Origin of the sequence: Phocaeicola coprocola, from assembly GCF_041333015.1 — a bacterium.
Lineage (GTDB): Bacteria > Bacteroidota > Bacteroidia > Bacteroidales > Bacteroidaceae > Phocaeicola > Phocaeicola coprocola.
The window spans coordinates 302,765-328,036 of sequence record NZ_JBGKGM010000004.1 but is presented as its reverse complement, the minus strand read 5'-3'; the positions used below and the strand labels follow the sequence as shown (position 1 = coordinate 328,036).

Genomic DNA, 25,272 nt, shown 5'->3' with positions numbered 1-25,272 from the left:
GAAAATGACAAAAATGTGGGATACGAGAACACCGCGAGAAAGCAAGTTCAAACATATTCTACAACACATTCCGGTGAAAATAAATCCATCTATAAGCATACTAAAGAATCATTCTCTATATTTGCCACATCACCAATCGGCAACAAGCCATTAAAAACACATGCCTATGGAACAACAAACAATGACCGGTTCGGGGCTCTATATCCTTATAGCTGTCCAGCTGCTGTTCTCCATGCTGATACTGTTGCGGATACGCCAGTACCGCAAAAAGCCGACAGGCTGCCTGCCGTCCGTTCTCGTCATCCTCTCCACAGCAGGCTTCATCTCTGTGCTGTATTACTTATGGCAAATCGTATGTGATGAAAACAACCGTTGGACAGACCTCGGCGGAATGCTTGCCGCAGGATCCTGGCAGGAGTGGGTGGCATGGGCATTTTTCGGACTGTTCGTTGTGCTGTTCACCGCTGCAGGCTGCTCCCTCTTCGGGTTTGCCCTCACCGGTCATCACCCCAAGTTCTGCAAAGAAATGTGGCGGAGCCTCATAGGAATGATGCTCATCCCATTCCTTACACTCGCCCTGCTGGCTGCATCCACCCTGTGCATCAGCCTTTCAGGGATGACACTTTTCACTTGGTTGTTTTCCGAAGCAGCGTTCAGCGACGTGGCGATGCTGGTACTGAGTGCTGCCCTGTTCACCTTCGGATATATGGGACTTCTGGCCTTCCTGTTCAAGTTCAACGGCAGTAAGCTGGACGCATACATTTTAGAAGACATAGAGCGTTCTTACAGACGCATCGAAGAAACCAACGAGAAAGGAGGCAAACAATGACCACACTACCTTTGCTTATATTGGGAAGCCTTTCCCTTCTTTCCCTTCTTCTCCTCAACTGGCTGACATGGAAAGGACTGAAAAATTACCTGCAACCCAAAGGCAAAACGGCATCCACTGCTTTGGAACAGCAACTCACGGAGCAGGCATTTGCCTGGCGCACCCTCATCGGTCTGCTGTGGCTGGTTCCCGTATGGCCTGCCATTGCAGCTGTGATGCTATGGTACAGACTGAGATTACGCAAACAGATACTCAGCCAGAGCCGCACTTGCCCGAAATGCGGAAAAGAGACCCTGCGCGAGATGTCGGCACAGGAGATAAAGAAAGATGCCCGGCTCTTCACCCCACAGGAACGAATGGAACTCAATCTGCAAACCGTCTGCATCCATGTGTACACCTGCACCGACTGCGGAGAAAAGGTGAAAGTGCGCATCCCTCTTGCAACAGGTCTCTATGAATATTGTCCGGATTGCCAAGGTATCACCTTACACCGGAAAGAAGCATACACTGTGGTGAAATCTCCTACTGAATTCTCCGAAGGACTGAAGGAAGCGCGTCATGAATGTAAATACTGCGGTGCTAAATACATCGTAGGGCATAAGATTCACCGTACACATACATCTTACCGCCACAACTCTTTTGATTTTTGAACAATTTGTACATAAATGTAGATGTAGAATGAAAACGGAAAGAGATATGGAACCAAAAACAGACATTAACAGACCCTCTACAATCAGAATTATAGCCGGAATCTTAGTTCTATTATGCACATTTCCAATTTCTGGAATATGTCTTTCCGGAATAGATTATCTTATCAAACATTACCCTGCCCGGAAATTCCTGTTTTTTGAATATTTATGGGGAAAACTATTAATAGTGTTTATATCAGGAACAATTTTTTTGGCACTATTGGGAGTTATAACTATATTCTTATTAATAGCAATGAGAATATGGAGTGGGAAAAGAGAAAAAGTAAAACATATCATATATCCGTTCCCAGCCGTATTGACAACTGAAATTGCCGATTTCTACAAGGTGGAAAGGGCAGATGACCAATTTCTTATTTTCACTACACCTTCTGAAATACGCGGATTTCTGATAGGTATCGGAGCAGCTATTTTATGCACTGGGCTATTCTTGTTCTGCAAAGAAATAGACAACCCGTACAGTGAAATTTACTGGCCTCCATTCAGTGGAGCATTTATTTTAGCTCCATTTATTCTGCTGGTCAGCCAAGTATTTGCACATAAGCGTAGATTTGTACTGGACAGGATGAACGGTACTGTAACATTTCCACGCCATCTGTTCTTTCCTCGTTGTACTGTTCCTTTCTCGGAGGTCATTCCGGGATATTCAAAAGGTACTATGAACCTTGCATTTAGGTTTTGTTTTTTACATCCGCGAACTAAAGCAGCCATACCTGTTCTTGCAGAATATGATTCCGATTGGTGGCCATTCTATGTACTCTATATGGACAAGAATCGCCCGCTGCCGCAAGGCGAAGCGTTCGACCCCTACCGCGAGAAAGACTTCCTGCGCAGAAAGGCGGCAGGTTTCCCAAAACCGATATATCCCAGTATATCCCTTGTAACAGACGCTTATATGGGATATATATACGGTACGGATGAATTTAAGCAAAGACTGACAAAAATGAAGCACGGAATAATACATTGTTACACAAGAGTATCATGGTATTGTCAGAAGAATGAAATAAAATATGAAAATCCAAACGATTTAGTATTAGTCGGTCTTTGGAAAAAACAGTTTGTGTTCAAACTCTTCGCTCCGGAAAACGTAGAATACATCGTAATCCCGGACAATACGGTATTGACCGACTGTTTCCTATGCGACAGTGAAACGGATGAGGTAAAATATATCAAATGAATTAAAGCTTCCCAAAATTAAAAAATGGGAAATTAGTAAAATAGAAACTACTCAAAAACATAACAAAATAGATGAAACTGAAAACACTTATCATTATGGCACTATTGAGCGTGTCCGCATTGGGAAGCTGCCAGACGGGGCGGAACTCCAACGTAACGGAACTTACCAAAGAACAGAAAGACAACTTGAAGTATTTGTACAAATGGTATCAAGCTTTCACCGACATAAAGCCCGGCATTCCGGAAGGCAAGGAGGCGAAAGAAAGAACCGAACCCCTGCCGTGGGAGGAAACCGGAGGCGAGTTCGACCCGGCTCCCCTGAAAGACTGGATGACCCATGCCCGGCTGGGGGAGGACGAGACTTATGCGGTTTCCGGCAGGCTGGCGCTTGACGGAGTATATGACCCGGATGAGAACTGGAACCAAGCAGACGAAATCCCGGACAACCTCTCCTCCGACAATCCCTACGAGCAGAAGATTGCCTCCATCAAGATGTTCGGAAACATGCGGTTCAACCTCTTGTCCCGCCTGCGGAACACGGAAGGAGATACGCTGAAATTGCTCGGCTCTGCCATGCTCTACATGTCCCCGCTAGAGAAGAAGTTCTCTCTGTCGTTCCGCACCAACAAATCGCGCTCTGCCGACATCGAAGGAAGCATCGAAGCGGAACTGCTTCCGCCCCTGCGCTGGAAGTACATCCGCATCCCGCTGCTGCCCGAAGGAAAGGAATACGAGTTCGATGGCGTGAAGTTCAAACTGTTCAAGTCTGCGCCCGGCGATGTGATACTCGAATACGACATGAAGTATAACAAGCAGATAGGCAAGCTGGAAATCATCCCGATAAAGGGACAAAAGCCGATGAGCTGGAGAGGGGGATATGCGTTCGGCGGCAAAGGACTGCTGCAATGGTACCGGAATCCGCACATGGGCTTCGGAGAATGGTGCATCACGTATAAGGAAGAGAACTGCGACTCGCTCGGCATCACGCCTCAAGCGCTGGAGCTTGCCGCCCGCCCGCACTACCAGCCTACGGAAGAAGAGCTGCGGCACTTCCACGAAACGGCAGGCGAGTTAGTGGGGCGCCGGCTGGAGGACGAACTGAAGGACGCCAACTCAAAGAACTACAAGGAGCTGTACCGCGAATGGGTGAAGAAGGGATACGAAGCTGCTGTAGAGTTCAAGGGCGATTATCTGGAAGCAATGACCTGCTTTCACGACCGCTACGGCGATGATGTCGTGTCGTATGTCGCTTTCCTGAGCGGCGCAGGAATCGGCAGCCTGTATGTCAAGGCAGACATGAAGCCCGATTGGGAGACAATAGACCGTTGCGCCACAGCCCTGATGGACCGCTACACCGACGCCGCCGCCGACTCCCTGAGCAACGAATTGGACAAGCACGTGGAGGAATACATCGACTCCCTCGTAGGGCGGCGGGAATTTCTGTCCTTCCTCACCGATGAAGACATCCGGCAGTTGTCGAAACCCGTAGAGCCGGACGACAGTCCCCTCATGTACCGCTGGTACAAGACCTACACGGAAGCCGACGCCCTGTACATCTACCTCCCCGACACCGCTGCCGACCGTCCGCTCCTCAAGGTGCGTTATCCGATGGGCGGCGGAAAACCCGAAGTACTCTTCTCCCGGTAGTCCGCCCCTTTGGTGGTCCGCTCTCCGTGAAACATCCGATGTGAAACCAAAAACTAAATCACCTCATGAAACAGAATACAGATATTCCATCCGCCCATTCAAGTCTGTGGAAACGGTGTTGGCGTTTCGTAAAAAACGCCCATCTGCCGGAGTTTTTTCTCTATGCAATCGTACTGCCTTGCTTTGCCCTGCAAGTGTCGGTAGTGGCAGGCATCTTTCTCCTTCTCGGCGATATGTCGGTTACGGGCATAGGTTGTACCTACGACCCGGCAGGGTTCGTGCTGCTCGCCTTGTTCGCCCTCATCGCCATAGCGGTCTTTTCGGCATTACTGCTCCTGCTGCTGAAGGTAAACAGCAGCAAGACGAGCCGTTATCGGGAAGATAACCCCCAACGCTCTTACCGCCGGATAGCGGGCGTACTTCTGTTTCTGTTGATGGCAGGTGTATCTCATTCTTCTACAACGGCACCGGAACATCGGGAAGGAATTATCCTTCCACAGAAATCGTGGCTGGAAGAGACTGCGATACCCGTTTACCTTTCCATCTTCGATTCACGGACAGGACGGATTACACTTTTATTGATAAACCTTGCTACCTTTGGAGTAATGCGTCGCAAACTATGTCTCAAATCCGATACTTCGGAAGCCGCCCTCGAACTGCTCGCCACCCGTCGTCCGTTTACGGTACGCACATTAGTGGCCATGCTATGGCTCTTCCCCGTATGGCCCGCCGTGCTGGCGGCAATACACTACCATCGTTTGCAGAAAATCAGACTGCTGCGCCGCCACTATCCCTGCCCCAACTGTATGGGAAGGAAAGTACACTCCATGCCCCTGCCTGTTGGAGAAGAGAATCTGCCGCTCCTCACCGACGGCGAGCGGCTCGAACTCAAACTGAAAACAGCCTATATCCTCGTCTGCGAGTGTCCGGACTGTGGCGAACGGTTCAAGCTGCGTATGCCTCTCACCAAAGAAGGCTACGAGCTTTGTCCCGAATGTCACCACCTCACTCTGCACCGCACAGAAGATTATCATATGGTAAAGCCGGCCACCGGCTCGGGCGAAGGCTTGCACGAGGCACGCCACCAGTGCCGCTTCTGTGGAGCAGAATACATGGTAGGTTACCAAATGCCGAGATGATAAACAATAGGCTTTGCGGGAATATATACAAAATTTTAAATCACAATAATATGAACAAGCATCCATTCCTCCCCGCTCCGACAGCCGTTGCCCTATTCTTCGGACTGCTTTGCCTGTCCGCGCTCAGCTCCTGTACAGGGTGCAGCTACAACCACGAAAAGGCGATGGGAAGCATAGATAACATTTTGGGAAAAGTAGATACACTGATGAAAAAAACAGACCGATTTTTGGAAGAACATCTGCCGGAAGAACCGCCTATAGACTACGAAAAAGAGGGGGTGAATAGGAAGCACCTGTTTGTATTTACAGATACGACAATGACCTACAACGGCAAGCCGTTCATGCCGGGAATGACAATAGGAGAACTGTGTGAGATATTCGGACATTACGAGCGTCTTGCGGAACCCGGAATATTTATATGGGATTCTATGGGAATCACTATGGTATCACACGATGAAAGCGGAAAAGACAGTGCCCCTGTAAGCAGGATGCTGATTGACTGGAATATAGATTTATACGGAGCTATAAGCGAGGACAATATAAAATGGCTAAAGAACCGTTGTCCACGCCAGTATTTTACTGGTAAAATAGTTGTCGGTGGAGCGGTTTTGGGCAGAGGTATGCACATGGATGATTTTCTGAAAAAAACAAATCTGAAATTCGATAACAATCCGTTCCCTCTGCTTTATTACTGTGACTTGTATGACTGGGACTACACCAAAGCGCCTATACACCGCAGAGAAGAATATTATACCTATAAAATCAAGAAGTCTGATGACGGTAATGATATATCACACTTTGATATTGCCATTAACTCACGAGGTTTTGGTGACCCACCGTACGAAGGTCCTGAATATGAAAAGTACATAAATATAGAAAACCAATAATACACATAATATGAAATCAATGATTCTTGTCCTGCTCGTTGCAATGTTAGGTTTCAACGGCTATGCACAAACAGATACGAAAAAAATAGAATAATAAAAACGAATTTGAGTATGAAACTGAAAACACTTTTAATTCTTGTATTAATAACTTTGCCAGGAATATTCAATAGTTTCAAAGCCCAATTTGTCTATTCAAATAAGTATAATAATTTTGTTATGGCTGCTTATAATGAAGAAATCTTCGACAGACAATACCGCGACTTGGAGAGCAGGATAATTACCTATGATTTGTCTGAAAAGCTGATGTTTTTATCTTCATTTTCGCCGTGTGCAGTCAGGAGTAAGATAGACACGTTGTATTATAAAAATGACACCATATCTCAAGAACTCATAATCAGAAAAATTGATGACAGAAGAATATATTTTGCCTTGTCCTCGCAAAAGATTCACCAAAAGCAAAAAGAAAAATGTGAAGGTTACGCTTCTATATCTGATTATATTGACCTTGCTTCAGAAACAGACTTCGCTGAGGATGGAGCGTTGTATCCAGTCATTGAATATTGGTGTGAAGATTTCCCTTTATCAATGTCAATAAGAATCAGTCATGATTATAGTATAGCGACAATTTCATTCGCAAAAGAACTGTCTTTACCGTTTATTTATCCTCTAAAGAAAGGAAAATATATAAGATGAAAAATATAGGATTATATTGCTATAATTCAATGTAATTTGATACCTTTATCCAGTAAATTATCAAGAAATAACACTAAATAACATAGCGTATGAACAACAAGATTTTAACATTAGGACTGTTATCGCTGACTTTCAAAGTGTCTGGATGTAAGAATACAAGCAGACAAGCCCTTCTGTTGTAAAATGTCAGATTTCCTGTTCATAGAATCCATCGTAATCCCGGACAATACGGTATTGACCGACTGTTTCCTATGCGACAGTGAAACGGATGAGGTAAAATATATCAAGTAAACTAAAAATCAACAGAAATGAAACAATGAAAATGAATTTTAATATGAAACTGAAAATACTGGTTATCATAGGACTTGTCTGTTTATCTTGCGGTTACCATGCGGAAGGCAGGGTGAATCCGGGTGTAACAGAACTTACCAGAGAACAGAAAGAAGACTTAAAGAAAATGTACGGAAGGTACCAGCTTTTCACCACGACTTCCGGTATTCCGGAATACTCCGTGGCTAAGGCAAGAACAGAACCTCTTCCGTGGGTAAAAGCGGAAAGGGAGTTTGACCCGACTCCGGAAGCACCGTCTGAGTAATGCATAGCTTTTTATAGAGAGAGTTAATTAAAAAATATTGCGAAAATTCAAATATCAAATATGAGAACAATTATGGATATTACAACACTTTTGATTATGGGATTACTTAGTTTTGGGCTTGGCGGATGCTCCAATGCTCAAAATAAGCAAGAGTACTCGAATGTCAAAGAGATTGGTAATGTACCCAAAGAAAATGTGGACTCTTATGTTTATAAAAATGAAGGTAGACCTGTATACTATGCCAAATATGGTAATCGGGGTTGCTTATTTGAATTGAGAGTAAATGATATACTGATTACAGAAATGACGAAGTCGACAAATATAGGTGAAGCATTGATAACAATTAATCCTACTATATTTAAATCAGGAAAGCAAACTATTGAAGTCCATTTGTCGCCCATAAAAGGAGAAGAAGTCATAAGTAATGCAAAGCCGTTTCGCTTGGAAATTGGTTATTATGATTCTACAGAAGAAGTAGATGAGTCGGGAGAAGCGACTTGGCATACAGTTTTTACTCTTCCAGATATTGAAATACCGGAAAAAGGGTTGCCATACATTGATATGAGGGGCGAATTCGAAGCAAATGTACCTTATCAATATACTTATTGGGATGATTGTGTTGATTTAAGAACAATACCTGATATTGAACAGAAAATCGTCAAAGAGTATGAATATGTCAGAAAATTAATAGCGCAGAAAAATTTAGAACAGTTAAAGAAATATTTTATGCCCTCCTATCGAGAATTTGCAATTACCATATATCAAACAAAAGAAGATATAGACTTGAGTTGGAACAACACCTGTAAACTTATAAAGAAATACTCAACAAGTGACCTTCAACCAATAGAAGAGTATCGCATCGTGTATTCCAGTAATGGTCGGAGCGTATCTTTACGGTCAAATAAATATGGTGGATTCCCAAGCGCATTAGTTTTTGTTAAAGAAGTAAATAGTGGGGCTGAGTTAGAATGTGGATATATTGAGTTACATCTCGGAATGAAAAAAGGAACTGATAAGCTGATTCCTCTTATGATATAAATTCTATTTTATGAGCACTCAAGGTTAAAAAACGGATGCTACTTTATTTCTACTTTGAACGGTTAGCAAAGAATAATCGGAAAACGAAAAAGGGAGTTTAGGGGTGGCGGTATAACTTTGAAGCAGCAACTAAAAAATTAAAGATATGAAAATGAAAAGCAGTATGAAACTAAAAGCGATAATGATTATAACGATGCTGGGCATGAACCTTGCAGGATGCGCTCAAGCACAAAAGAAAGACGGTACATTCGCTCCTGAATCAGGTATGGAAATACAGGTGGACTCTATGGTTTACAAAAATGAAAGTAGACCTGTTTATTATGCGAGATACGGAAACAGAGGGTGTCTGTTCGAACTAAGAATAAACGATAATATATCAGCAGAAGTTACAGAACCTGTAAATATCGGCGAAACATCCATAGCTATAAATCCGGTAATATTCAAATCCGGCAAGCAGAGTATATCAATCAGTCTGAAACCATTTCCGAGTAGGAAAACTATAGTTAATGATAAACCTTTCAGACTGGAAATTGGATATTATGATTTTACAGAGAAACTGGATAGTATGGGTAACAGAATATGGCATAAGGTATTTGAATTACCAGAAATAGAGATTCCCGAAGAAGGGTTACCGCAGATTGAAATAGAAAAAGAGTTTGATGCACAAGTGCCATACGAAATCACAACATGGGACGAGTATGTCGATTTGCGTGAAATACCCAATATAGAACAGAAAGTGGTAGAAGAATATAAGCGAGTAAGACAAATGATTGCCGAAAAAAAGATAAACGAATTGAAGGAATATTTTTGGCCTACTTACCAAGAAATAGGTGTTACTTTGTATCAATCTCAAAAAGACATAGAGAGAGACTGGAAAGGTAATGTTGATGTTATTAATAAGTACTCTGTAAATGAATTACAACCGATTGAAGAATATAGAATGGTATTCTCAACTGACGGAAAAAGTATTTCTTTAAAATCGAAAAAACATGGTGGCTTTCCCGCTGCTTTGCTATTTTTAAGAGATGAAAAAAATAGTTCATACATAAAATATGGATATATAGAACTTCATTTAAGCATGAAAAAAGGAACAAATAAATTGATTCCCGTTATGATTTAAAGTATATCAATAGATAAACGATGGTTTCTTTGTATTGAATAATCATTTCTTAACATTAGTGTCCCGTTAAAATCGGGACGAATTAAATATTAATCAAACAACCCCGGGAAAAGGGGATTTAATTGCTCTTTGACATCATTGAAATTAGTCTTATTGAACAACTCTTGTAAAGGTGTTTTATCCGTTAATGAAATGCTCAAAATCTGTAGGACCTCATAGGTCGAACGGCTTAAGTGCAAATCATGTTGGATAATAGCTACCAAACAATAAGTGATAATAGCCACACTTATCTGAATACGGACTGCGTTTTCTGTGGCGCCCCAGAACCTTTTGATTTTAAGGTGCTGCTTCAACCATTTGAAGAACAGTTCTACAAGCCATCTCTTTTTATAGAGATTAGCTACATCAAGTGCAGATATATGTTTGGCATTTGTCAGGAAGGTAAATTCACGATCATCTTCTTCATCATAGAACCTGATAATCCTGAATGATTCCGGATACTTCTTTTCAGAGGTATATCCTGATAATTTCACTTCAGCATCAGATAGTATATTCTTTGGTAGTCTGCGTTTCCATTTGCAGAACTTAAATTTAAGATTCGACTTGGCTCTTACGACAAAGAAAGAGCCAGTAAGATGAATCCGATATAGTTCCTTAAACGAATCATACGCTCTATCAAAAATATAGTATGCATTTGGTTCATAATGAATTGCAGACATTGCTGTTGAGTCATGTTTTGAAGCTGTGGTTACTGTAAAAAAAGCCGGAACCTGAGCCTCAATGTCATAAAGGACATGTGCCTTGACTCCACCTTTTTTACTTCGAAATTTAGCCCAAGGAAATGTTGCCAAACATAACGGAATGGTGGTTGAATCAAAAGCGTACTTCTTTCCTTCGATATCCAGAATATGAGTAGCTCGTTTATCACTGGCTTCTTTCATCATGAAGAATGCAAAATCTTCAAAGATTCTGTAATCCCTATTTTGGTTAGCTGATGCAAGTGTGGTTTTGGCCAAGGGTTCACGACCCAATCCCAAATGATAACACTTGGCTTGATGTGCTTCCAATGCAACAATCAGGTCGCGTAGGCTCTCACGATTGCTTAGCTGTCCGAACATCATAGCAAGAAGCTGGTTCCAGCAAGTGAAATGTTTGACGTAACGATTTCCATCGTATTTGTCCACGATTCTTCTGAATTTATTGTTGTTCAAAAACTCTACCAATTGAGCGAAAACATATTTGTCTTGATTCATTTGAAGCCATTTGATTTGGTTTCAAAGGTACAATTTCAAATCGTCGCGCTTTACAAATAGAGTATAATAAGCTATATTTCAGTTATTTCAAAGAACTATTTATCCACTTTTACGGGACAGTAATGATTTCTTAAACCAACGATCAAAGAATAATATGAACAAACATCCATTCCTCCCCGCTTCGGCAGCCGTTGCCCTATGCTTCGGGCTGCTTTGCCTGTCCGCACTCAGCTCGTGTACAGGGTGCAGCTACAACCACCAAAAGGCGATGGGAAGCATAGATAACATTTTGGGCAAAGTAGATACACTGATGAAAAAAACAGACCGGTTTTTGGAAGAACATCTGCCGGAAGAACCGCCTATAGACTACGAAAAAGAGGGGGTGAACAGGAAGCACCTGTTTGTATTTACAGATACGACAATGACCTACAACGGCAAGCCGTTCATGCCGGGAATGACAATAGGAGAACTGTGTGAGATATTCGGACATTACGAACGTCTTGCGGAACCCGGAATATTTATATGGGATTCTATGGGAATCATTATGGTATCAGACGATGAAAGCGGAAAAGACAGTGCCCCTGTAAGCAGAATAATGATTAACTGGAATATAGAATTAGATGATTTTCTATCCGAAGAAAACTTGAAATGGCTAAAGAACCGTTGCCCACGCCAGTATTTTGCGGGTAAAATGATTGTCGGTGGAGCGGTTTTGGGCAGAGGCATGCACATTGATGATTTTCTGGAAAAAACAAATCTGAAATTCAATAATAATCCGTTCCCCCTGCTTTACTATTGTCATCTGCATGACTGGGACTACACTAAAGCGCCTATACACCGCAGAGAAGAATATTATACCTATAGAATCAGGAAGTCTGAAGACGGTAATGATATTGAAAACTTTGATATTGCCATTAACTCACGAGGTTTTGGTGACCCACCGTACGAAGGTCCTGAATATGAAAAGTATATAAATGTAGATGTAGAATGAAAACGGAAAGAGATATGGGAAATCAACTAAAACAGATACAATCATGAAATCCGAAAATAATAAAAACTGGCAACATCGCAAGAATATAATAGGAGATACCGGGTGTCAGGAAGCCGAAATGAGAAAAGAGAAATGGCATAAAAGAAAGTGGCAGAGTGTTCTATTTGCATCAGCTTTCTCATGGTCTTTAATTACTTTTCTTATAGCATTCTTTAATTATCATCAAAAGGTTACTTTTATTAATCTGGCACTTGGATTGTTAGCCATTAATATGGTGTTTTGCTTTTGTGTATATATGATTTCAAAAGCTGTTTGGAATCTATATCCTAAGATTTCATTGAAAAATAACATAGAACTTAAATATATAACTATACCAGATTATTGGAAAGATTTAACAGGTAATAAATTTAAATTTGACAAAATTGATGATAAGCAAATTATAATTGATAATGATCATATATTAGAGAGAGTTTTTTCCTTAATAATCTCTCTCTTTATATTATTAATACTTATTTGGGGAGGGGATATTACTCCTTCAAAAGTTTTAACCGAAAATTATGTAATTGCATTATTACTTATTGAATTTGAGATAATTTTAATAACAGTAGGAGTAAATGCCATTTTACAGCCTTGGCAACGAATTGTTTTTAATCGCGAAACTAAAACAGTCACTATATCCAGTAAATTCATATTTCAAAAGAAGAAAATATATCCATATAATCAGCTTGTTGTCACACTCTGTGGGAACTATTATGCGAAGACTTTCAGCGGAAAAGGACAAGAAGAAATAGTAATAGCCAACCCTCAACGTACATTAGGCAGAATATCTTTGGGTATTGCAGGCGGTATAAACGCTGCCAGACAATTCGCCCGCTTCATTCAACTATATATGGAGGAGGAAGAATTGCAGAATATACCAAATTTTGAGAAATACAAGAACAATGACAAACAGGAAGCAGATCAGGACAGAATGGAAGATATCAATACTTGGTAAATTGGTCTAAAAATAAGAACTTTCAGAAATAATAAATGTAAAACTATAAATCACAATAATATGAACAAGCATCCATTCCTCCCCGCTTCGGCAGCCGTTACCCTATTCTTCGGACTGCTTTGCCTGTCCGCGCTCAGCTCCTGTACAGGGTGCAGCTACAACCACCAAAAGACGATGGGAAGCATAGATAACATTTTGGGCAAAGTAGATACGCTGATGGCCAAGACAAACAGTTTTTTGGAAGAACATCTGCCGGAAGAACCGCCTATAGACTACGAAAAAGAGGGGGTGAATATGAAGCACTTGTTTGTATTTACAGATACGACAATGACCTACAACGGCAAGCCGTTCACGCCGGGAATGACAATAGGAGAACTGTGTGAGATATTCGGACATTACGAACGTCTTGCGGAACCCGGAATATTTATATGGGATTCTATGGGAATCACTATGGTATCAGACGATGAAAGCGGAAAAAACAGTGCCCCTGTAAGCAGGATGCTGATTGACTGGAATATAGATTTATACGGAGCTATAAGCGAGGACAATATAAAATGGCTAAAGAACCGTTGTCCACGCCAGTATTTTACTGGTAAAATAGTTGTCGGTGGAGCGGTTTTGGGTAGAAGTATGCACATTGATGATTTTCTGAAAAAAACAAATCTGAAATTCAATAACAATCCGTTCCCTCTACTTTACTATTGTCATTTGCATGACTGGGACTACACCAAAGCGCCTATACACCGCAGAGAAAAATATTATACCTATAAAATCAAAAAGTCTGATGACGGAAATGATATATCACACTTTGATATTGCCATTAGTTCACGAGGTTTTGGTGACCCACCGTACGAAGGTCCTGAATATGAAAAGTACATAAGCCACCTTGATTAAAACATAGTTGTCATGAAAATACAAATCAACCTGTCAGTGTATCTTATAGTATTGTTCTTCACGCTAACAGCCTGTGGAGAAAGAACGGACGGTCTGTATGGCACTCGCTACAGCCGCTCGGAACTGGAAGAAATGGGGGTAAACACCGAGCATCTGTTTATTTTCGACGGCGATAAAATATCGTATAACGGCAAAGAGTTCTGGCCGGGAATGAATATTGAAGAGGTGACGGAGATCTTCGGTGAACCTTATACACGTACGTATAAAGGAAAGGCTTTCTTTCATGAGTATATAACTTACTTCTGGGATGACTGGGGAGTAATGGTCAGTACCCAATTGAGGGATGGCATTCAAACAGTGATGATGGTGGATATTCGTTGGAATTTGACAATTGGCAAAGCACTGGAACTTGCAAATGACGATGATTGGCGAGATTTAGTAAAAAGTATGAAAGAAGATAATCCCAAGACTTATTTTAAAGGCAATATTCTGGTTGGAGGTGTGCCATTGGGAAGGATGACAAATGTAAAGAAGGATTTTATGGAAGAAAATGAACTCCTTTTTTTTGAACGATTTGAAGGAGAAGGGATTGTAGAATATATGGTTATGGATTCTTATGATTATACCAAACTTAAAAATTTTAATATAGAGGATCGATATATATTTTACTATACTATCTTGATGTCTACGGATTATACAAAAACAGAGAGTTTTATGTGTATACTTAATAAGTACTACCTGTGATTATTGAAGCATCAATGATACAAATTTTATTTGATATATTACTAAAAAGTATTTAATATGAAGTCTATTATATTTATTTATGCAGAGCAAACATCAAATTATCATATATTAAGTTGTTAAAAACAGGTAAGCTGTTTTTTTTGAATGGTAGATAGCATGTTCTTTCCAAAAATCGCTAACTTTGTCTTAACTTCATGTTACGCTTTAAAAACAGATGAGTTATGATATATCCGATTGGCATACAAACTTTTGAAAAAATAGTCAAAGACGGTTTTGTTTATGTAGACAAGACAGATTTAATTTATTCTTTGGTAACCCAAGGACAGATTTATTTTCTGAGCCGTCCCCGACGTTTCGGCAAGAGCCTGCTGCTCTCTACGCTTCGTGCTTATTTCGAAGGGAAGAAGGAATTGTTTGCTGGCTTGAAAATCGATGCGTTGGAACACGACTGGCACGTGCACCGGGTGTTCCATTTTGATTTTAACGGAGTTGATTTTACAATGCCGGGTGCCTTGCACCTGAAAATAGAGGGATATCTGTATGATTGGGAAGAAGAATTTGGAATCAGTTCTGGAGTCGACACCAATCTGGGTTCCCGTTTCAATCGTATCTTGCAGGCTGCTGCCGAGCAGACAGGGCGAGGGGCAGTGGTCTTGGTGGACGAATACGACAAGCCTCTGCTGGATGTGCTGGAGAAAGACCCGGAGCTGCTGGAACAGAACCGTGAGATTCTGAAGGCTTTCTATTCGGTGTTTAAACTGGCTGACGCTTCGCTGCGTTTTGTCTTCCTGACGGGTGTCACCAAGTTCTCGCAAGTCAGTGTGTTCAGCGGTTTCAACCAGCCCAAAGACATCAGTATGTTCGATAAATACGAGGCTCTATGCGGCATCACGGAAGAAGAACTGCATACCCAATTTGCAGAACCTATCCGGGAAATGGCGGCATCGGAAGGCTGCACGGAAGAGGAAATGCGTCAGCGGTTAAAGCGGCATTACGACGGTTATCACTTCAGCAAAGAGATGACGGACATCTACAATCCGTTCAGTGTTTTGAATGCGTTCGACAGCCAGGACATCCGCGACTTTTGGTTTGCTTCGGGCACACCGACGTATCTCATTCGCCTGATGAACCATTTTCATGAAGGGATTGATCAGTTGTCGGGTATGTATTATTCACAGGATGAGTTTGTGAATTATAAGGCAGATACAGAATATCCGTTGCCGATGATTTACCAGAGCGGCTATCTCACCATCAAGGATTACGACAAACGCCGGAAGACCTTCCTGCTGGACTTCCCCAACAATGAGGTTAAAAACGGTTTTCTCACCCTGGTGGCTTCCAATTATCTGAAGATAAAGGAGAATGTCAGCAACTTGGCACAGGACTTGGCGTTTGCTTTGGAAGACGGTGAACTGGATTCCTTCCGCCAGATGCTGACCTCGTTCCTGGCCAGCATTCCCTATACCATGCGCCGCAAGGAAAGCGAGCCGGAAAGGGAACGCTATTTCCAGTATACTTTCTACCTGCTGCTCCGCCTGATGAGCGTCTATACGGTCCTGGTAGAAAAGGAGCAGAGTGAAGGTCGGGTGGATGGCATCGTGGAGACACCGCAGTGCGTGTATATCTTTGAATTCAAGCTGGATGGCACGGCTGCCGAAGCGCTGAAGCAGATTGAAGCGAAAGGGTATGCCCGTGAGTATGAAGCGGGTGCCCGTCAGGTGGTGAAAGTGGGTGTGAGCTTTTCTTCCCAGACGGGGACGATTGAGGAATGGGAAGTCCGGAAATGATATCTCATAATCTGGAAGTCCTTGGTTCAAGCCCAGGCTAGTCTACATTGAAAATCAGTCATTTGCAAGCAATCGCAGATGCCTGATTTCGTTTATGGTGACCTTCAGGTGACCTTTTTAAACACAAAGTACGCACAAATGGCAAAAATGTGGGATACGAGAACACCGCAAGAAAGCAAGTTTAAACATATTCTACAACACATTCCGGTGAAACACCCCCCATCCATAAGCATACTGAAAAAAACATTTTTCTATATTTGCCACATCACCAATCGGCAACAAGCCATTAAACACACATGCCTATGGAACAACAAACAATGACCGGTTCGGGACTCTATATCCGCAAGTATCCATTCCTCCCCGCACCGGCAGCCGTTGCCCTATGCTTCGGACTGCTTTGCCTGTCCGCACTCAGCTCGTGTACAGGGTGCAGCTACAACCACGAAAAGGCAATGGGAAGCATAGATAATATTTGGGGAAAAGTAGATACACTGATGGCCAAGACAGACCGATTTTTGGAAGAACATCTGCCGGAAGAACCGCCTATAGACTACGAAAAAGAGGGGGTGAATATGAAGCACTTGTTTGTATTTACAGATACGACAATGACCTACAACGGCAAGCCGTTCATGCCGGGAATGACAATAGGAGAACTGTGTGAGATATTCGGACATTACGAGCGTCTTGCGGAACCCGGAATATTTATATGGGATTCGATGGGAATCATTATGGTATCACACGATGAAAGCGGAAAAGACAGTGCCCCTGTAAGCAGAATAATGATTAACTGGAATATAGATTTATACGGAGCTATAAGCGAGGACAATATAAAATGGCTAAAGAACCGTTGTCCACGCCAGTATTTTACGGGTAAAATGATTGTCGGTGGAGCGGTTTTGGGCAGAGGTATGCACATGGATGATTTTCTGAAAAAAACAAATCTGAAATTCAATAACAATCCGTTCCCTCTGCTTTACTATTGTCATCTGCATGACTGGGACTACACCAAAGCGCCTATACACCGCAGAGAAAAATATTATACCTATAGAATCAGGAAGTCTGAAGACGGTAATGATATTGAAAACTTTGATATTGCCATTAACTCACGAGGTTTTGGTGACCCACCGTACGAAGGTCCTGAATATGAAAAGTACATAAACCACCTTGATTAAAACATAGTTATCATGAAAATACGAATCAACCTCTCAGTCTATCTTTAGGAAATTAATCCGATATTCCGGGCAAACAGGTTCGATTGATTCATTATGCCGCCCCCAAAAAGAAGGAGGGCGTGTTTTCCGACTCCCTGACTATTTCCGACTTTTCATGACTATGGCTGACGCGTTCCGTACACGCATGGAAAATTGCGTTATCTTGCACCCGAAATCATAAAAAAAGATTATGGAACTGACACTTATTGAAACGAACGCGTATCTGGAGCTAAAAAGAAAGCTCAGCACGCTGTCGGTACAGATGGCCGACTTCCAAAAGAAAATCGCTCCGTCCTCACCGGAAAAGTGACTTGACGCACAGGAGGTATGCCTGGCCCTCGGCATCTCCAAAAGAAGCCTGCAGAACCATCGGGACAGGGGACTGGTCCCTTATTCGAACATCGGAGGAAAATGCTTTTACAAGGAAGCGGATATCCGGCAAATATTGGAAGAAGGCCTCATTAAAAAAAGAAGGAAATAATGGCGGAAATCATTACAAAAGATTCGGAGGAGTTCAAGGAACTGACCGGATGGATGAAAAAGATCGGAAAATCGTTGGAGGCGGCGACGGCAAGGATACGTCCCGCCATCGCGGACGAACATTACCTGCAGGGGGAAGACGTGTGCGAAATGCTGCACATCTCAAAAAGGACCCTGCAGACGCTGCGTGATGAAGGAGCCATACCCTATACCACCATCGGAGGGAAAATACTGTATCCTGAGAGTGCCCTGTACGAGACCTTGCGGAAAAACTACCGGAACTACAGGCAATACGCCGGATAACCGGCCGTAAAGAAAAAGAAGAAGGGATGCTTATCCGGACTCGCCGGGTACAATCGCCCGTGATTGCGTATAACTTATAAAAAGATAGCCGCCCCAAAATATGGACGGCTATCTTTGCGTTTTTTTCCATCTGTCGGATAAGCATCCCTTCTTCTTAGTTGGCCAGGCGGAACATTCCGCCGATCTTCTCACGCATCCTGTCCGTGTCCTCACCGATTTTTGGATTGATCAGCTCGGCGTAGACCTGCGTGGAGATGATGGTCTTGTGCCCGAGGACTTTCTGCAGGGTTTCAAGCGGCATGCCCTTGCTCAGGGCCAGGGTCGCAAAAGTATGACGTCCGACATGCGGGCTGACGCGGACACTGCAGCCGACCTTCTCGCCGATACGTTTCAGACTGTCCTCCATACTCCCTATTTCCCCCACGGGGAACACCCTGTCCGAAGAGACCTTGAATTCGTTCACCCCCTGTATTTCTCGATCAGCTCGACGGCTATCGGGAGCAGCTTGACAACATAGGGTGCCTTGGTCTTCACACGGTTTCCAACCAGCCAGGTGTTCCCGTCCGAATCCGTGTGGACATTCCGGTAAGAAAGTTCCTTCAGGTCGGCATGGGCCAGGCCGCTGAAGCACATGAAAACAAACATGTCCCGGATGGCCTGCTGCCGCCTGTAGCTCAGCTTGACGCTGATAACGCGTTGCAGGTCCTCCTCCGAGAGGAAAGGACGTTTCTTGTATTCCGGCTTGCACACGAACTTCTTGAACGGGTGCTTGTGGATCCATCCCTCGTCCATTGCCAGATACATCAGCCATTTCAGTGTGTTGACGCGCTCGAAGGCCGTTGACTTGGCCAGCCCGCGCACGGAAAGCATCCAGTTGTAATAGTTCTTGATGAAATCCATGTCCAGCGACATCAGGGGGATATCCTCCGTACCCAACTTGTCCTTCAGGTAACAGGACAGACACTTGTACTCGTCCACCAACCCCCGATAGGTGCTTTGGGCTTTCGTCTTGCCGATCTGCCGTTTGTAATCCCGGATCTGGATATTGAAGATCTCCATCAACGAATGGATCTCCTCGCCAAAGCCGTTATAGCGGTCATAGACCTTCTTGACTGTCAGGAACGAATCGTGGTCCGAGAGATATTGATAGTGCTTGCCGATCTGTGCCTTGATGTTCTCCAGCTCCCGGTTCAGCCGTCTTGCCTCCTCGGATTTGCCTTTGGCACAGTTGCCTTTGGCATCCCAAAGGGCAAGGGGAACATCACGCTTGCAGCTGAAACTCGCCGTCGTTCCGTTGACGGTAATACGCCCCATGACAGGGACACGGCCATTTTTTATGGCCTGGTTCTTGGTGTAGAACAGAACTCGAAAGGTACTCCTCATAACTCGATTATTTTTGTTACAAAATTACTATTTATCGAGTTGTTTTAAGCTATGAAGAATAATGCAAACAATTGAAAAATAACCGCTTATATTGTCTGTTTTATAGACTTGGACAAGGTGACGATTAGGTAACGTAACTCATGCTCAAATGTGCTTTTTGTAGCGTCGTTTTTCAAATGGAAGTGAAAAACAATCCCATTAATTCGCTGAATTCAAGCGGTGTGTCGCCATTATGCAACTATTTCTAAAAATCTCCGACTTTTTTAAAAAACATCACGTTCTTTTGGAGCAAACTTGCCGGTCGGAGAAGGAGGCTTTGGCAGAGAACCAGTAAAAAATTAGCTAAAGTCAAGTCTGTGACACGGCTCTTTCATTTAAGCTTAGATAAAGGCACATAATTCCCCCACCCACTTCTTATGGGAAGTAGGGATTTTGTTATGATTGATACCCAAAACGTTACGAATCCTCTGAAATTACAAATTATCTCATTTTTGATCCAGCATATGTATCATTGCGGTAAAGTCCAAAGAAAGTTCTCTAATAAGTTCGGCCGTTCCCTTAGCCTTGTCGGAGAGCTTTTTCCTTTTACCTTTCCATATAGAAAGTATTGCCAGTACTATCCTCTGTATCGTGTCAAGGTTTCTGGCGGACCTTGCACTATTCCGCCTGATGAAGTCCTGCCTCAGGTTGCGGTCAAGGTCCCAGTGCATGCTTTCTATTGCCCAATGCATTCTGGCTATTGTACTCAGCCGCCTGGCACTTCCGTGAAAACTGGAGACATAGAACCTCCTCTCGGAAGATTTCTGACCATCAGATTTTCTCTCCGTTGCAGTCCGTATTTCGACAACCGTCAGATTTCCATTCCACTTTTTCCTGTCCGTAATCAGGTCATTTCCACGAAAGATACGGCATACTCTGGTCTCTATTCTGCCATGTTCAAGAAAAGGGCCTTCCGAATATACATCCACAGGCTCTGCAAGTTCGACATTGTCCTCAACCCCATATCGCAGAGTTCTCTGGTTTGCCTTCAGCTCGATAAGGAAATCACCGCCTTTTTCCCGGATTTTATCTATGATGGCTTTCTGGAAGGACATGGCGTCTGCCGTAACTATGCATCCTGACACATCCACCTTGTCCAACAGTTTGGGTACGGAAGTTATCTCGTTGCTTTTTTCTTCACACATGTCCGTGGCAAGGGTGAAACCTCCTTCAAGGGAATAGGCGGATACGATGTCGGGGGTGCGTCCGTTTTCAAGTACCGTCCCTCTCATTGCCTTGCCGTCAATACAGAGGATGTCTCCGGCACAACCGACAAGCTCATCATGGAAGGTGGAGGTAAATTCAGACATCCGCTCAGACATGGCTTCATCATCAATATGTTTGAATATACGGCAGAGCGTAGGTTCAGAAGGCACACCGTCCAACAAAATTCCTAAAGAGCGGAAGCGTTTCAGATTACGCTCGCCGAATCTGATTATATCCGGTCTTGTCATACACTTGCCCAGCCGTCCGAGTATTACAAGGAGAAGAATATCTTCCAGCTTGTATTTGTAGTTTCCCTTGTCTGTCCTGCGGTAATCCGGCACTGATTTCACAAATTCTTTCAGATGTTTCATTATGCTGCCACGACGGCAGAATGCATGTTTCTTTTTTATATATTAGATATGCAAAATGTTGCATATCAGCAAAATAAATCTTATTTTCGCATAGCGAAAATTAAGGCGGAAATCAAAAAACGACCTCTGTCGCATTTGATTTCCGCCTACAAAAATAATTTTATATGAACGATAAAAAGAAACACCGGAAGCGGTGCTTCCTGCATCGCTGTGCGCAAAAATAATGGTTTTTCGGAGAATAACAAGGATTATAGAGGTTGTTTTAAATGAAAGAGCCGTGAGTCTGTGAGGCTTTTTCTGCCTGAAACTTTTCTTTTTTGCAGGAAAGATTTATCTTTGGCACCGTTAAACTTAAAAAGGAAAAACACTATGAGTCTTGAAAAAACATTGGTTATATTGAAACCATCTGCCGTACAACGTGGCTTAATAGGAGAAGTTACCTCTCGTTTCGAACGTAAAGGCTTGCGTCTGGCAGGTATGAAAATGATGCAGCTTACAGACGAACTTTTGAATGAACATTATGCGCATCTGGCAGGAAAGCCTTTCTTTCAGCGCGTAAAAGAATCGATGATGGCATGTCCGGTAGTTGTTTGTTGCTACGAAGGAGTAGATGCCGTTCAGATCGTCCGTTCGATGACAGGAGCTACAAACGGCCGTGTTGCCATTCCGGGTACAATACGAGGTGATTATTGTGTAAGTTCTCAGGAAAACATTATCCATACATCCGACTCTCCCAAGACGGCTGCAGAAGAGGTAAACCGTTTCTTTAAGCCCGAAGAGCTGTTCGAATATAAACAATGTACACTACAACACCTTTATTACGAAGATGAGTATAAGCTTGTATAGCAGCTTGTTATAGAAAATAGAAAAATAAAATGCAGGAAATCGTTCAGATTTGCCTGCATTTTATTTGGTCAATTCAAATAAAGATTATATTTTTGCACCCGCAAACGAAAGGAAATGCACTCTTAGCTCAGTTGGTAGAGCAACTGACTCTTAATCAGTGGGTCCAGGGTTCGAATCCCTGAGGGTGTACTTTCAGATGAAGTTGCACGGGAAATTTGACAATTTATAGTGGATGCACTCTTAGCTCAGTTGGTAGAGCAACTGACTCTTAATCAGTGGGTCCAGGGTTCGAATCCCTGAGGGTGTACCAGGCCGTGAGGCAAAACATTGAGAAGTCCTGAAAACTTGACCGGTTTTCAGGACTTTTTTTATTATTCCTATACACTATCGTTTTTCAGTTAAAGTTTATTATGCCTTCTTTTAAAGAAGGGAAAAGAGGAAGCTTTTCTGATATAATCTTATACATTTGTAGCAGAAAACTGGTAAAGCAGGAAACTGCATAAGAAGAGAGGCAGTTTTTAGAAAACGATCGTAAGAAATAAATGTAATGAAATCAAAGCGATTGATAGGGCTATTGCTGTATACAGCATTGCCGGTTTGGGCCTTTAGTCAGATAAAAGGAACAATAGTAGACATCCATCAACAACCGGTAGAAGGTGCGACCATTGTCATGCAACTACTGGATTCAACTTATTTAGAGGCTACCATCTCTGCGGCCGACGGTACATTTATGCTTAAACCGGAGCCGGAGAGTTATCAGCTTATTGTCCAGCACTTACTTTATCAGACTAGACAAATAAAAGGTCGGGCTCATGATGTCGGCATCATTACATTGGAGCCGAAAGACTATAATCTGGAGGAAGTGGTAATTAAGGGTGAAAGACCATTGGTTAAAGTAGAAGACGGGCGGCTTGGATATGATCTTTCGGTACTTTCTGAGAAACGGGCTGTAAACAATGCATACGAGGCTATATCCAAACTACCGGGGGTACAGGAGAGTAACGGGACTCTTTCTCTTGCAGGAGCTAGTTCTCTTACAATTGTGATGAACGGCAAGCCTACGACTATGACAGCAGATCAGCTGGAAACATTGCTGCGTAATACACCGGTAGATCGTGTAGAGAAAGCAGAAGTCATATACAGTGCCCCTCCTGAACTCCATGTGCGTGGAGCTGTCATCAATGTGGTGATGAAACGCTCAAATGACTATTCATTTCAGGGAGAGTTGAGCACATACTATCAGAACAGATATTTCAGTAGTGGCGGTGCGAATGGTAATTTCCGATTATCTACGCCTAAAGTAACTCTGGATGTAATGTATGGGGCCGACAATGCCAAAATAATGGAATATACGGACTTGTTCTCCAGACATACATTAGGCGATAAGGTTTATGAAATAACTCAAAATGAGAAACTAAGTACCAAAAGCTGGATGCATAATGTAAGAACGGCTCTGGAATACAATATCAATGAAAAGAATCGTCTGAATATTGCTTATACCGGAAGTTTTACTCCCGACAGAAACGGTCGTAGTATAGCAGACGGAAGTTTTCAGCAATCCACTCTCGATAAATTTACAGAAAATAAGATGCATAACATAGCTGTACAATACAGTTCCGGTTTCGGACTCGAATTAGGCGGTGATTATACCCGATTCACTTCTGATAATAACCAGACAATGTTAACACAGCTTACAGATAATAGTGAAAACGCATATACCCTGACCGGCGGCAGCGTATTGACCGTTACTCTGTTTATGCAGACCAGAAACATAGTCTGCCCAATAATTGGGGTATAGGTTACGGTGTTTCCTATCTCTATACAAAAAACTACGATTTTCAGACTTATAATAATGTGACAGGTAATATAAAACCTGAAAATACTGATGCTAAGCTGGAAGAGCAGACAACTAATTTCTATTTCTCGCTGAGCAAGAATTGGGCAACAGGGACTTCGTTCACTGTTTCGGCTACTGGAGAATATTATACTATTGGCAATTATCACAAATGGGCGGTTTATCCGCAAGCCTCGTTGACATATCTGAAAAGTCCGCAACATATTTTCCAGCTATCCCTGTCAACAGACAAGACATATCCTGGTTACTGGGATATGCAGTCTTCAGTCACCTATCTGAATGGATATTCTGAAATTCAGGGAACGCCTGGTTTAAGACCTATGACGAACTATAATCTGAATGGAAACTATATATTGAAACAGAAGTATATCGTTGGCCTGTTCTATAAACATACATCCGATTACTTTGCCCAGTCTCCCTATCAGGCAACCGACCGGTTGGCATTGATATACAAGAACACTAACTGGAACTATATGCGTATGATAGGAGCCAATATCATTGTACCGTTCAGTATGGGGAACTGGTATGATGCAAGGCTTACACTTGTAGGTATGCAGGCACGACAGAAATGTGACCAATTTTTTGACATACCTTTTGATCGTAAGAAATGGATATTTGTCGGAACACTTGATAATACCTTCAAGGTTGGAAAGAACCTTTCGTTTGAACTGACAGGGAACATACAAACACCTTTCGTTCAGGGAACGTTGGATCTTGCAAGCACATTCAATCTTACAGCCGGAATGAAGTGGAACTTTGCCAAAGACAAATGTACACTTACGGCACGTTGCAGTGACATCTTTAATTCCGGCATGCCGGATATGAAGGTTCGCTTCAAAGGTCAGTATTTGGATATGAACAGTTCTTTCTACACCCGTACAGTATCTCTGAACTTTACATACCGTTTTGGCGGATATAAAAAACAGGAGGTAAAAGAAGTAGACACTTCACGGTTCGGGCATTAAAAAATAATCGACTTACTACATTAAAGACTTGTTATAGTCAAATATTAGGAACTAATTGATTAATTAAAGATGCTGAATATTTTCAGTATCCAAAGATTAAGAGTAAGTTTATTATCTAT

At 42.6% G+C, this 25,272-nt stretch carries 20 protein-coding genes, 2 tRNA genes and 3 pseudogenes; 22 read left to right on the top strand and 3 right to left on the bottom strand.

Annotation, left to right across the window (positions count from 1 at the left end; translation table 11 throughout):
• Positions 1-166 precede the first annotated feature (166 nt).
• The 10 genes from ACDG22_RS12030 (at position 167) to ACDG22_RS11985 (ending at position 9,831) form a co-directional block, all read left to right on the top strand.
• Complete coding sequence (locus ACDG22_RS12030) at positions 167-829, top strand: hypothetical protein (RefSeq protein WP_227994608.1); 663 nt, start codon at positions 167-169, stop codon at positions 827-829.
• Complete coding sequence (locus tag ACDG22_RS12025) at positions 826-1,479, top strand: hypothetical protein (protein WP_007570426.1); 654 nt, start codon at positions 826-828, stop codon at positions 1,477-1,479. The genes ACDG22_RS12030 and ACDG22_RS12025 overlap by 4 nt, the downstream gene beginning before the upstream one ends.
• A gap of 292 nt (positions 1,480-1,771) precedes the next feature.
• Complete coding sequence (locus ACDG22_RS12020) at positions 1,772-2,713, top strand: hypothetical protein (protein ID WP_227994607.1); 942 nt, start codon at positions 1,772-1,774, stop codon at positions 2,711-2,713.
• 71 nt (positions 2,714-2,784) lie between these two features.
• On the top strand, positions 2,785-4,359 hold the full coding sequence (locus ACDG22_RS12015) for a hypothetical protein (RefSeq protein ID WP_270230611.1): 1,575 nt from the start codon (positions 2,785-2,787) through the stop codon (positions 4,357-4,359).
• Positions 4,360-4,424: 65 nt separating this feature from the next.
• Positions 4,425-5,498, top strand: coding sequence for an FmdB family zinc ribbon protein (locus tag ACDG22_RS12010; protein ID WP_007570420.1), 1,074 nt, complete (start codon positions 4,425-4,427; stop codon positions 5,496-5,498).
• Positions 5,499-5,548: 50 nt separating this feature from the next.
• Entirely contained in the window at positions 5,549-6,385 is an 837-nt protein-coding gene (locus ACDG22_RS12005) for a DUF7738 domain-containing protein (RefSeq protein ID WP_227994605.1), read from the top strand.
• 111 nt (positions 6,386-6,496) lie between these two features.
• Complete coding sequence (locus ACDG22_RS12000) at positions 6,497-7,078, top strand: hypothetical protein (protein WP_007570416.1); 582 nt, start codon at positions 6,497-6,499, stop codon at positions 7,076-7,078.
• A gap of 334 nt (positions 7,079-7,412) precedes the next feature.
• A complete protein-coding gene (locus ACDG22_RS11995; RefSeq protein ID WP_227994603.1) occupies positions 7,413-7,673 on the top strand; it encodes a hypothetical protein in 261 nt (86 codons plus the stop codon).
• Between the two features lie 60 nt (positions 7,674-7,733).
• On the top strand, positions 7,734-8,711 hold the full coding sequence (locus tag ACDG22_RS11990; RefSeq protein WP_270230614.1) for a hypothetical protein: 978 nt from the start codon (positions 7,734-7,736) through the stop codon (positions 8,709-8,711).
• Between the two features lie 145 nt (positions 8,712-8,856).
• Entirely contained in the window at positions 8,857-9,831 is a 975-nt protein-coding gene (locus tag ACDG22_RS11985; protein WP_270669225.1) for a hypothetical protein, read from the top strand.
• An 89-nt stretch (positions 9,832-9,920) separates the two neighbouring features.
• Here the strand turns inward: ACDG22_RS11985 and ACDG22_RS11980 are convergent, their stop codons facing one another.
• On the bottom strand, positions 9,921-11,084 hold the full coding sequence (locus ACDG22_RS11980; protein ID WP_370858825.1) for an IS4 family transposase: 1,164 nt from the start codon (positions 11,082-11,084) through the stop codon (positions 9,921-9,923).
• A 154-nt stretch (positions 11,085-11,238) separates the two neighbouring features.
• Between ACDG22_RS11980 and ACDG22_RS11975 the strand changes: the two genes are divergently transcribed.
• The 8 genes and pseudogenes from ACDG22_RS11975 to ACDG22_RS11940 all read left to right on the top strand — a co-directional run bounded on the left by ACDG22_RS11975 (position 11,239) and on the right by ACDG22_RS11940 (position 18,488).
• Positions 11,239-12,075, top strand: coding sequence for a DUF7738 domain-containing protein (locus ACDG22_RS11975; protein ID WP_085960434.1), 837 nt, complete (start codon positions 11,239-11,241; stop codon positions 12,073-12,075).
• Between the two features lie 43 nt (positions 12,076-12,118).
• Positions 12,119-13,069, top strand: a complete 951-nt coding sequence (locus ACDG22_RS11970; RefSeq protein ID WP_007570407.1) for a hypothetical protein — start codon at positions 12,119-12,121, stop codon at positions 13,067-13,069.
• A 60-nt stretch (positions 13,070-13,129) separates the two neighbouring features.
• A complete protein-coding gene (locus tag ACDG22_RS11965) occupies positions 13,130-13,963 on the top strand; it encodes a DUF7738 domain-containing protein (protein ID WP_148315593.1) in 834 nt (277 codons plus the stop codon).
• 12 nt (positions 13,964-13,975) lie between these two features.
• A complete protein-coding gene (locus ACDG22_RS11960; RefSeq protein ID WP_178269923.1) occupies positions 13,976-14,707 on the top strand; it encodes a DUF7738 domain-containing protein in 732 nt (243 codons plus the stop codon).
• A 221-nt stretch (positions 14,708-14,928) separates the two neighbouring features.
• Positions 14,929-16,494: an ATP-binding protein gene (locus tag ACDG22_RS11955; RefSeq protein WP_007572042.1), complete on the top strand. Its 1,566-nt coding sequence runs from the start codon at positions 14,929-14,931 to the stop codon at positions 16,492-16,494.
• A 302-nt stretch (positions 16,495-16,796) separates the two neighbouring features.
• Positions 16,797-17,666: a DUF7738 domain-containing protein gene (locus ACDG22_RS11950; RefSeq protein ID WP_007572046.1), complete on the top strand. Its 870-nt coding sequence runs from the start codon at positions 16,797-16,799 to the stop codon at positions 17,664-17,666.
• A 349-nt stretch (positions 17,667-18,015) separates the two neighbouring features.
• Positions 18,016-18,186: pseudogene (locus ACDG22_RS11945) on the top strand (helix-turn-helix domain-containing protein); the annotation flags it as partial.
• Complete coding sequence (locus ACDG22_RS11940) at positions 18,186-18,488, top strand: helix-turn-helix domain-containing protein (protein WP_007572051.1); 303 nt, start codon at positions 18,186-18,188, stop codon at positions 18,486-18,488. The pseudogene ACDG22_RS11945 and the gene ACDG22_RS11940, both read left to right, overlap by 1 nt.
• A 154-nt stretch (positions 18,489-18,642) precedes the next feature.
• Here the strand turns inward: ACDG22_RS11940 and ACDG22_RS11935 are convergent.
• Both ACDG22_RS11935 and ACDG22_RS11930 read right to left on the bottom strand, forming a co-directional pair.
• Positions 18,643-19,871: pseudogene (locus ACDG22_RS11935) on the bottom strand (site-specific integrase).
• Positions 19,872-20,356: 485 nt separating this feature from the next.
• Complete coding sequence (locus ACDG22_RS11930) at positions 20,357-21,487, bottom strand: ISAs1 family transposase (RefSeq protein WP_007565353.1); 1,131 nt, start codon at positions 21,485-21,487, stop codon at positions 20,357-20,359.
• Between the two features lie 369 nt (positions 21,488-21,856).
• Here ACDG22_RS11930 and ndk point away from each other — a divergent pair, with 369 nt between their 5' ends.
• The 4 genes and pseudogenes from ndk (at position 21,857) to ACDG22_RS11910 (ending at position 25,153) form a co-directional block, all read left to right on the top strand.
• Positions 21,857-22,333: a nucleoside-diphosphate kinase gene (ndk, locus tag ACDG22_RS11925; protein WP_007572064.1), complete on the top strand. Its 477-nt coding sequence runs from the start codon at positions 21,857-21,859 to the stop codon at positions 22,331-22,333.
• A 116-nt stretch (positions 22,334-22,449) separates the two neighbouring features.
• Positions 22,450-22,522 (top strand) — tRNA-Lys (locus tag ACDG22_RS11920).
• A gap of 45 nt (positions 22,523-22,567) precedes the next feature.
• Positions 22,568-22,643: transfer RNA gene (locus tag ACDG22_RS11915), tRNA-Lys, on the top strand.
• A 237-nt stretch (positions 22,644-22,880) separates the two neighbouring features.
• Positions 22,881-25,153, top strand: a pseudogene (locus tag ACDG22_RS11910) (TonB-dependent receptor domain-containing protein).
• Positions 25,154-25,272 lie beyond the last annotated feature (119 nt).

Bases quoted from the DNA above. Each gene is read 5' to 3' on its own strand.
- ACDG22_RS12030 (WP_227994608.1), top strand. From the start codon at position 167: ATGGAACAACAAACAATGACCGGTTCGGGGCTCTATATCCTTATAGCT.
- ACDG22_RS12025 (WP_007570426.1), top strand. From the start codon at position 826: ATGACCACACTACCTTTGCTTATATTGGGAAGCCTTTCCCTTCTTTCC.
- ACDG22_RS12020 (WP_227994607.1), top strand. From the start codon at position 1,772: ATGAGAATATGGAGTGGGAAAAGAGAAAAAGTAAAACATATCATATAT.
- ACDG22_RS12015 (WP_270230611.1), top strand. From the start codon at position 2,785: ATGAAACTGAAAACACTTATCATTATGGCACTATTGAGCGTGTCCGCA.
- ACDG22_RS12010 (WP_007570420.1), top strand. From the start codon at position 4,425: ATGAAACAGAATACAGATATTCCATCCGCCCATTCAAGTCTGTGGAAA.
- ACDG22_RS12005 (WP_227994605.1), top strand. From the start codon at position 5,549: ATGAACAAGCATCCATTCCTCCCCGCTCCGACAGCCGTTGCCCTATTC.
- ACDG22_RS12000 (WP_007570416.1), top strand. From the start codon at position 6,497: ATGAAACTGAAAACACTTTTAATTCTTGTATTAATAACTTTGCCAGGA.
- ACDG22_RS11995 (WP_227994603.1), top strand. From the start codon at position 7,413: ATGAAACTGAAAATACTGGTTATCATAGGACTTGTCTGTTTATCTTGC.
- ACDG22_RS11990 (WP_270230614.1), top strand. From the start codon at position 7,734: ATGAGAACAATTATGGATATTACAACACTTTTGATTATGGGATTACTT.
- ACDG22_RS11985 (WP_270669225.1), top strand. From the start codon at position 8,857: ATGAAAATGAAAAGCAGTATGAAACTAAAAGCGATAATGATTATAACG.
- ACDG22_RS11980 (WP_370858825.1), bottom strand. From the start codon at position 11,084: ATGAATCAAGACAAATATGTTTTCGCTCAATTGGTAGAGTTTTTGAAC.
- ACDG22_RS11975 (WP_085960434.1), top strand. From the start codon at position 11,239: ATGAACAAACATCCATTCCTCCCCGCTTCGGCAGCCGTTGCCCTATGC.
- ACDG22_RS11970 (WP_007570407.1), top strand. From the start codon at position 12,119: ATGAAATCCGAAAATAATAAAAACTGGCAACATCGCAAGAATATAATA.
- ACDG22_RS11965 (WP_148315593.1), top strand. From the start codon at position 13,130: ATGAACAAGCATCCATTCCTCCCCGCTTCGGCAGCCGTTACCCTATTC.
- ACDG22_RS11960 (WP_178269923.1), top strand. From the start codon at position 13,976: ATGAAAATACAAATCAACCTGTCAGTGTATCTTATAGTATTGTTCTTC.
- ACDG22_RS11955 (WP_007572042.1), top strand. From the start codon at position 14,929: ATGATATATCCGATTGGCATACAAACTTTTGAAAAAATAGTCAAAGAC.
- ACDG22_RS11950 (WP_007572046.1), top strand. From the start codon at position 16,797: ATGGAACAACAAACAATGACCGGTTCGGGACTCTATATCCGCAAGTAT.
- ACDG22_RS11940 (WP_007572051.1), top strand. From the start codon at position 18,186: ATGGCGGAAATCATTACAAAAGATTCGGAGGAGTTCAAGGAACTGACC.
- ACDG22_RS11930 (WP_007565353.1), bottom strand. From the start codon at position 21,487: ATGAAACATCTGAAAGAATTTGTGAAATCAGTGCCGGATTACCGCAGG.
- ndk (WP_007572064.1), top strand. From the start codon at position 21,857: ATGAGTCTTGAAAAAACATTGGTTATATTGAAACCATCTGCCGTACAA.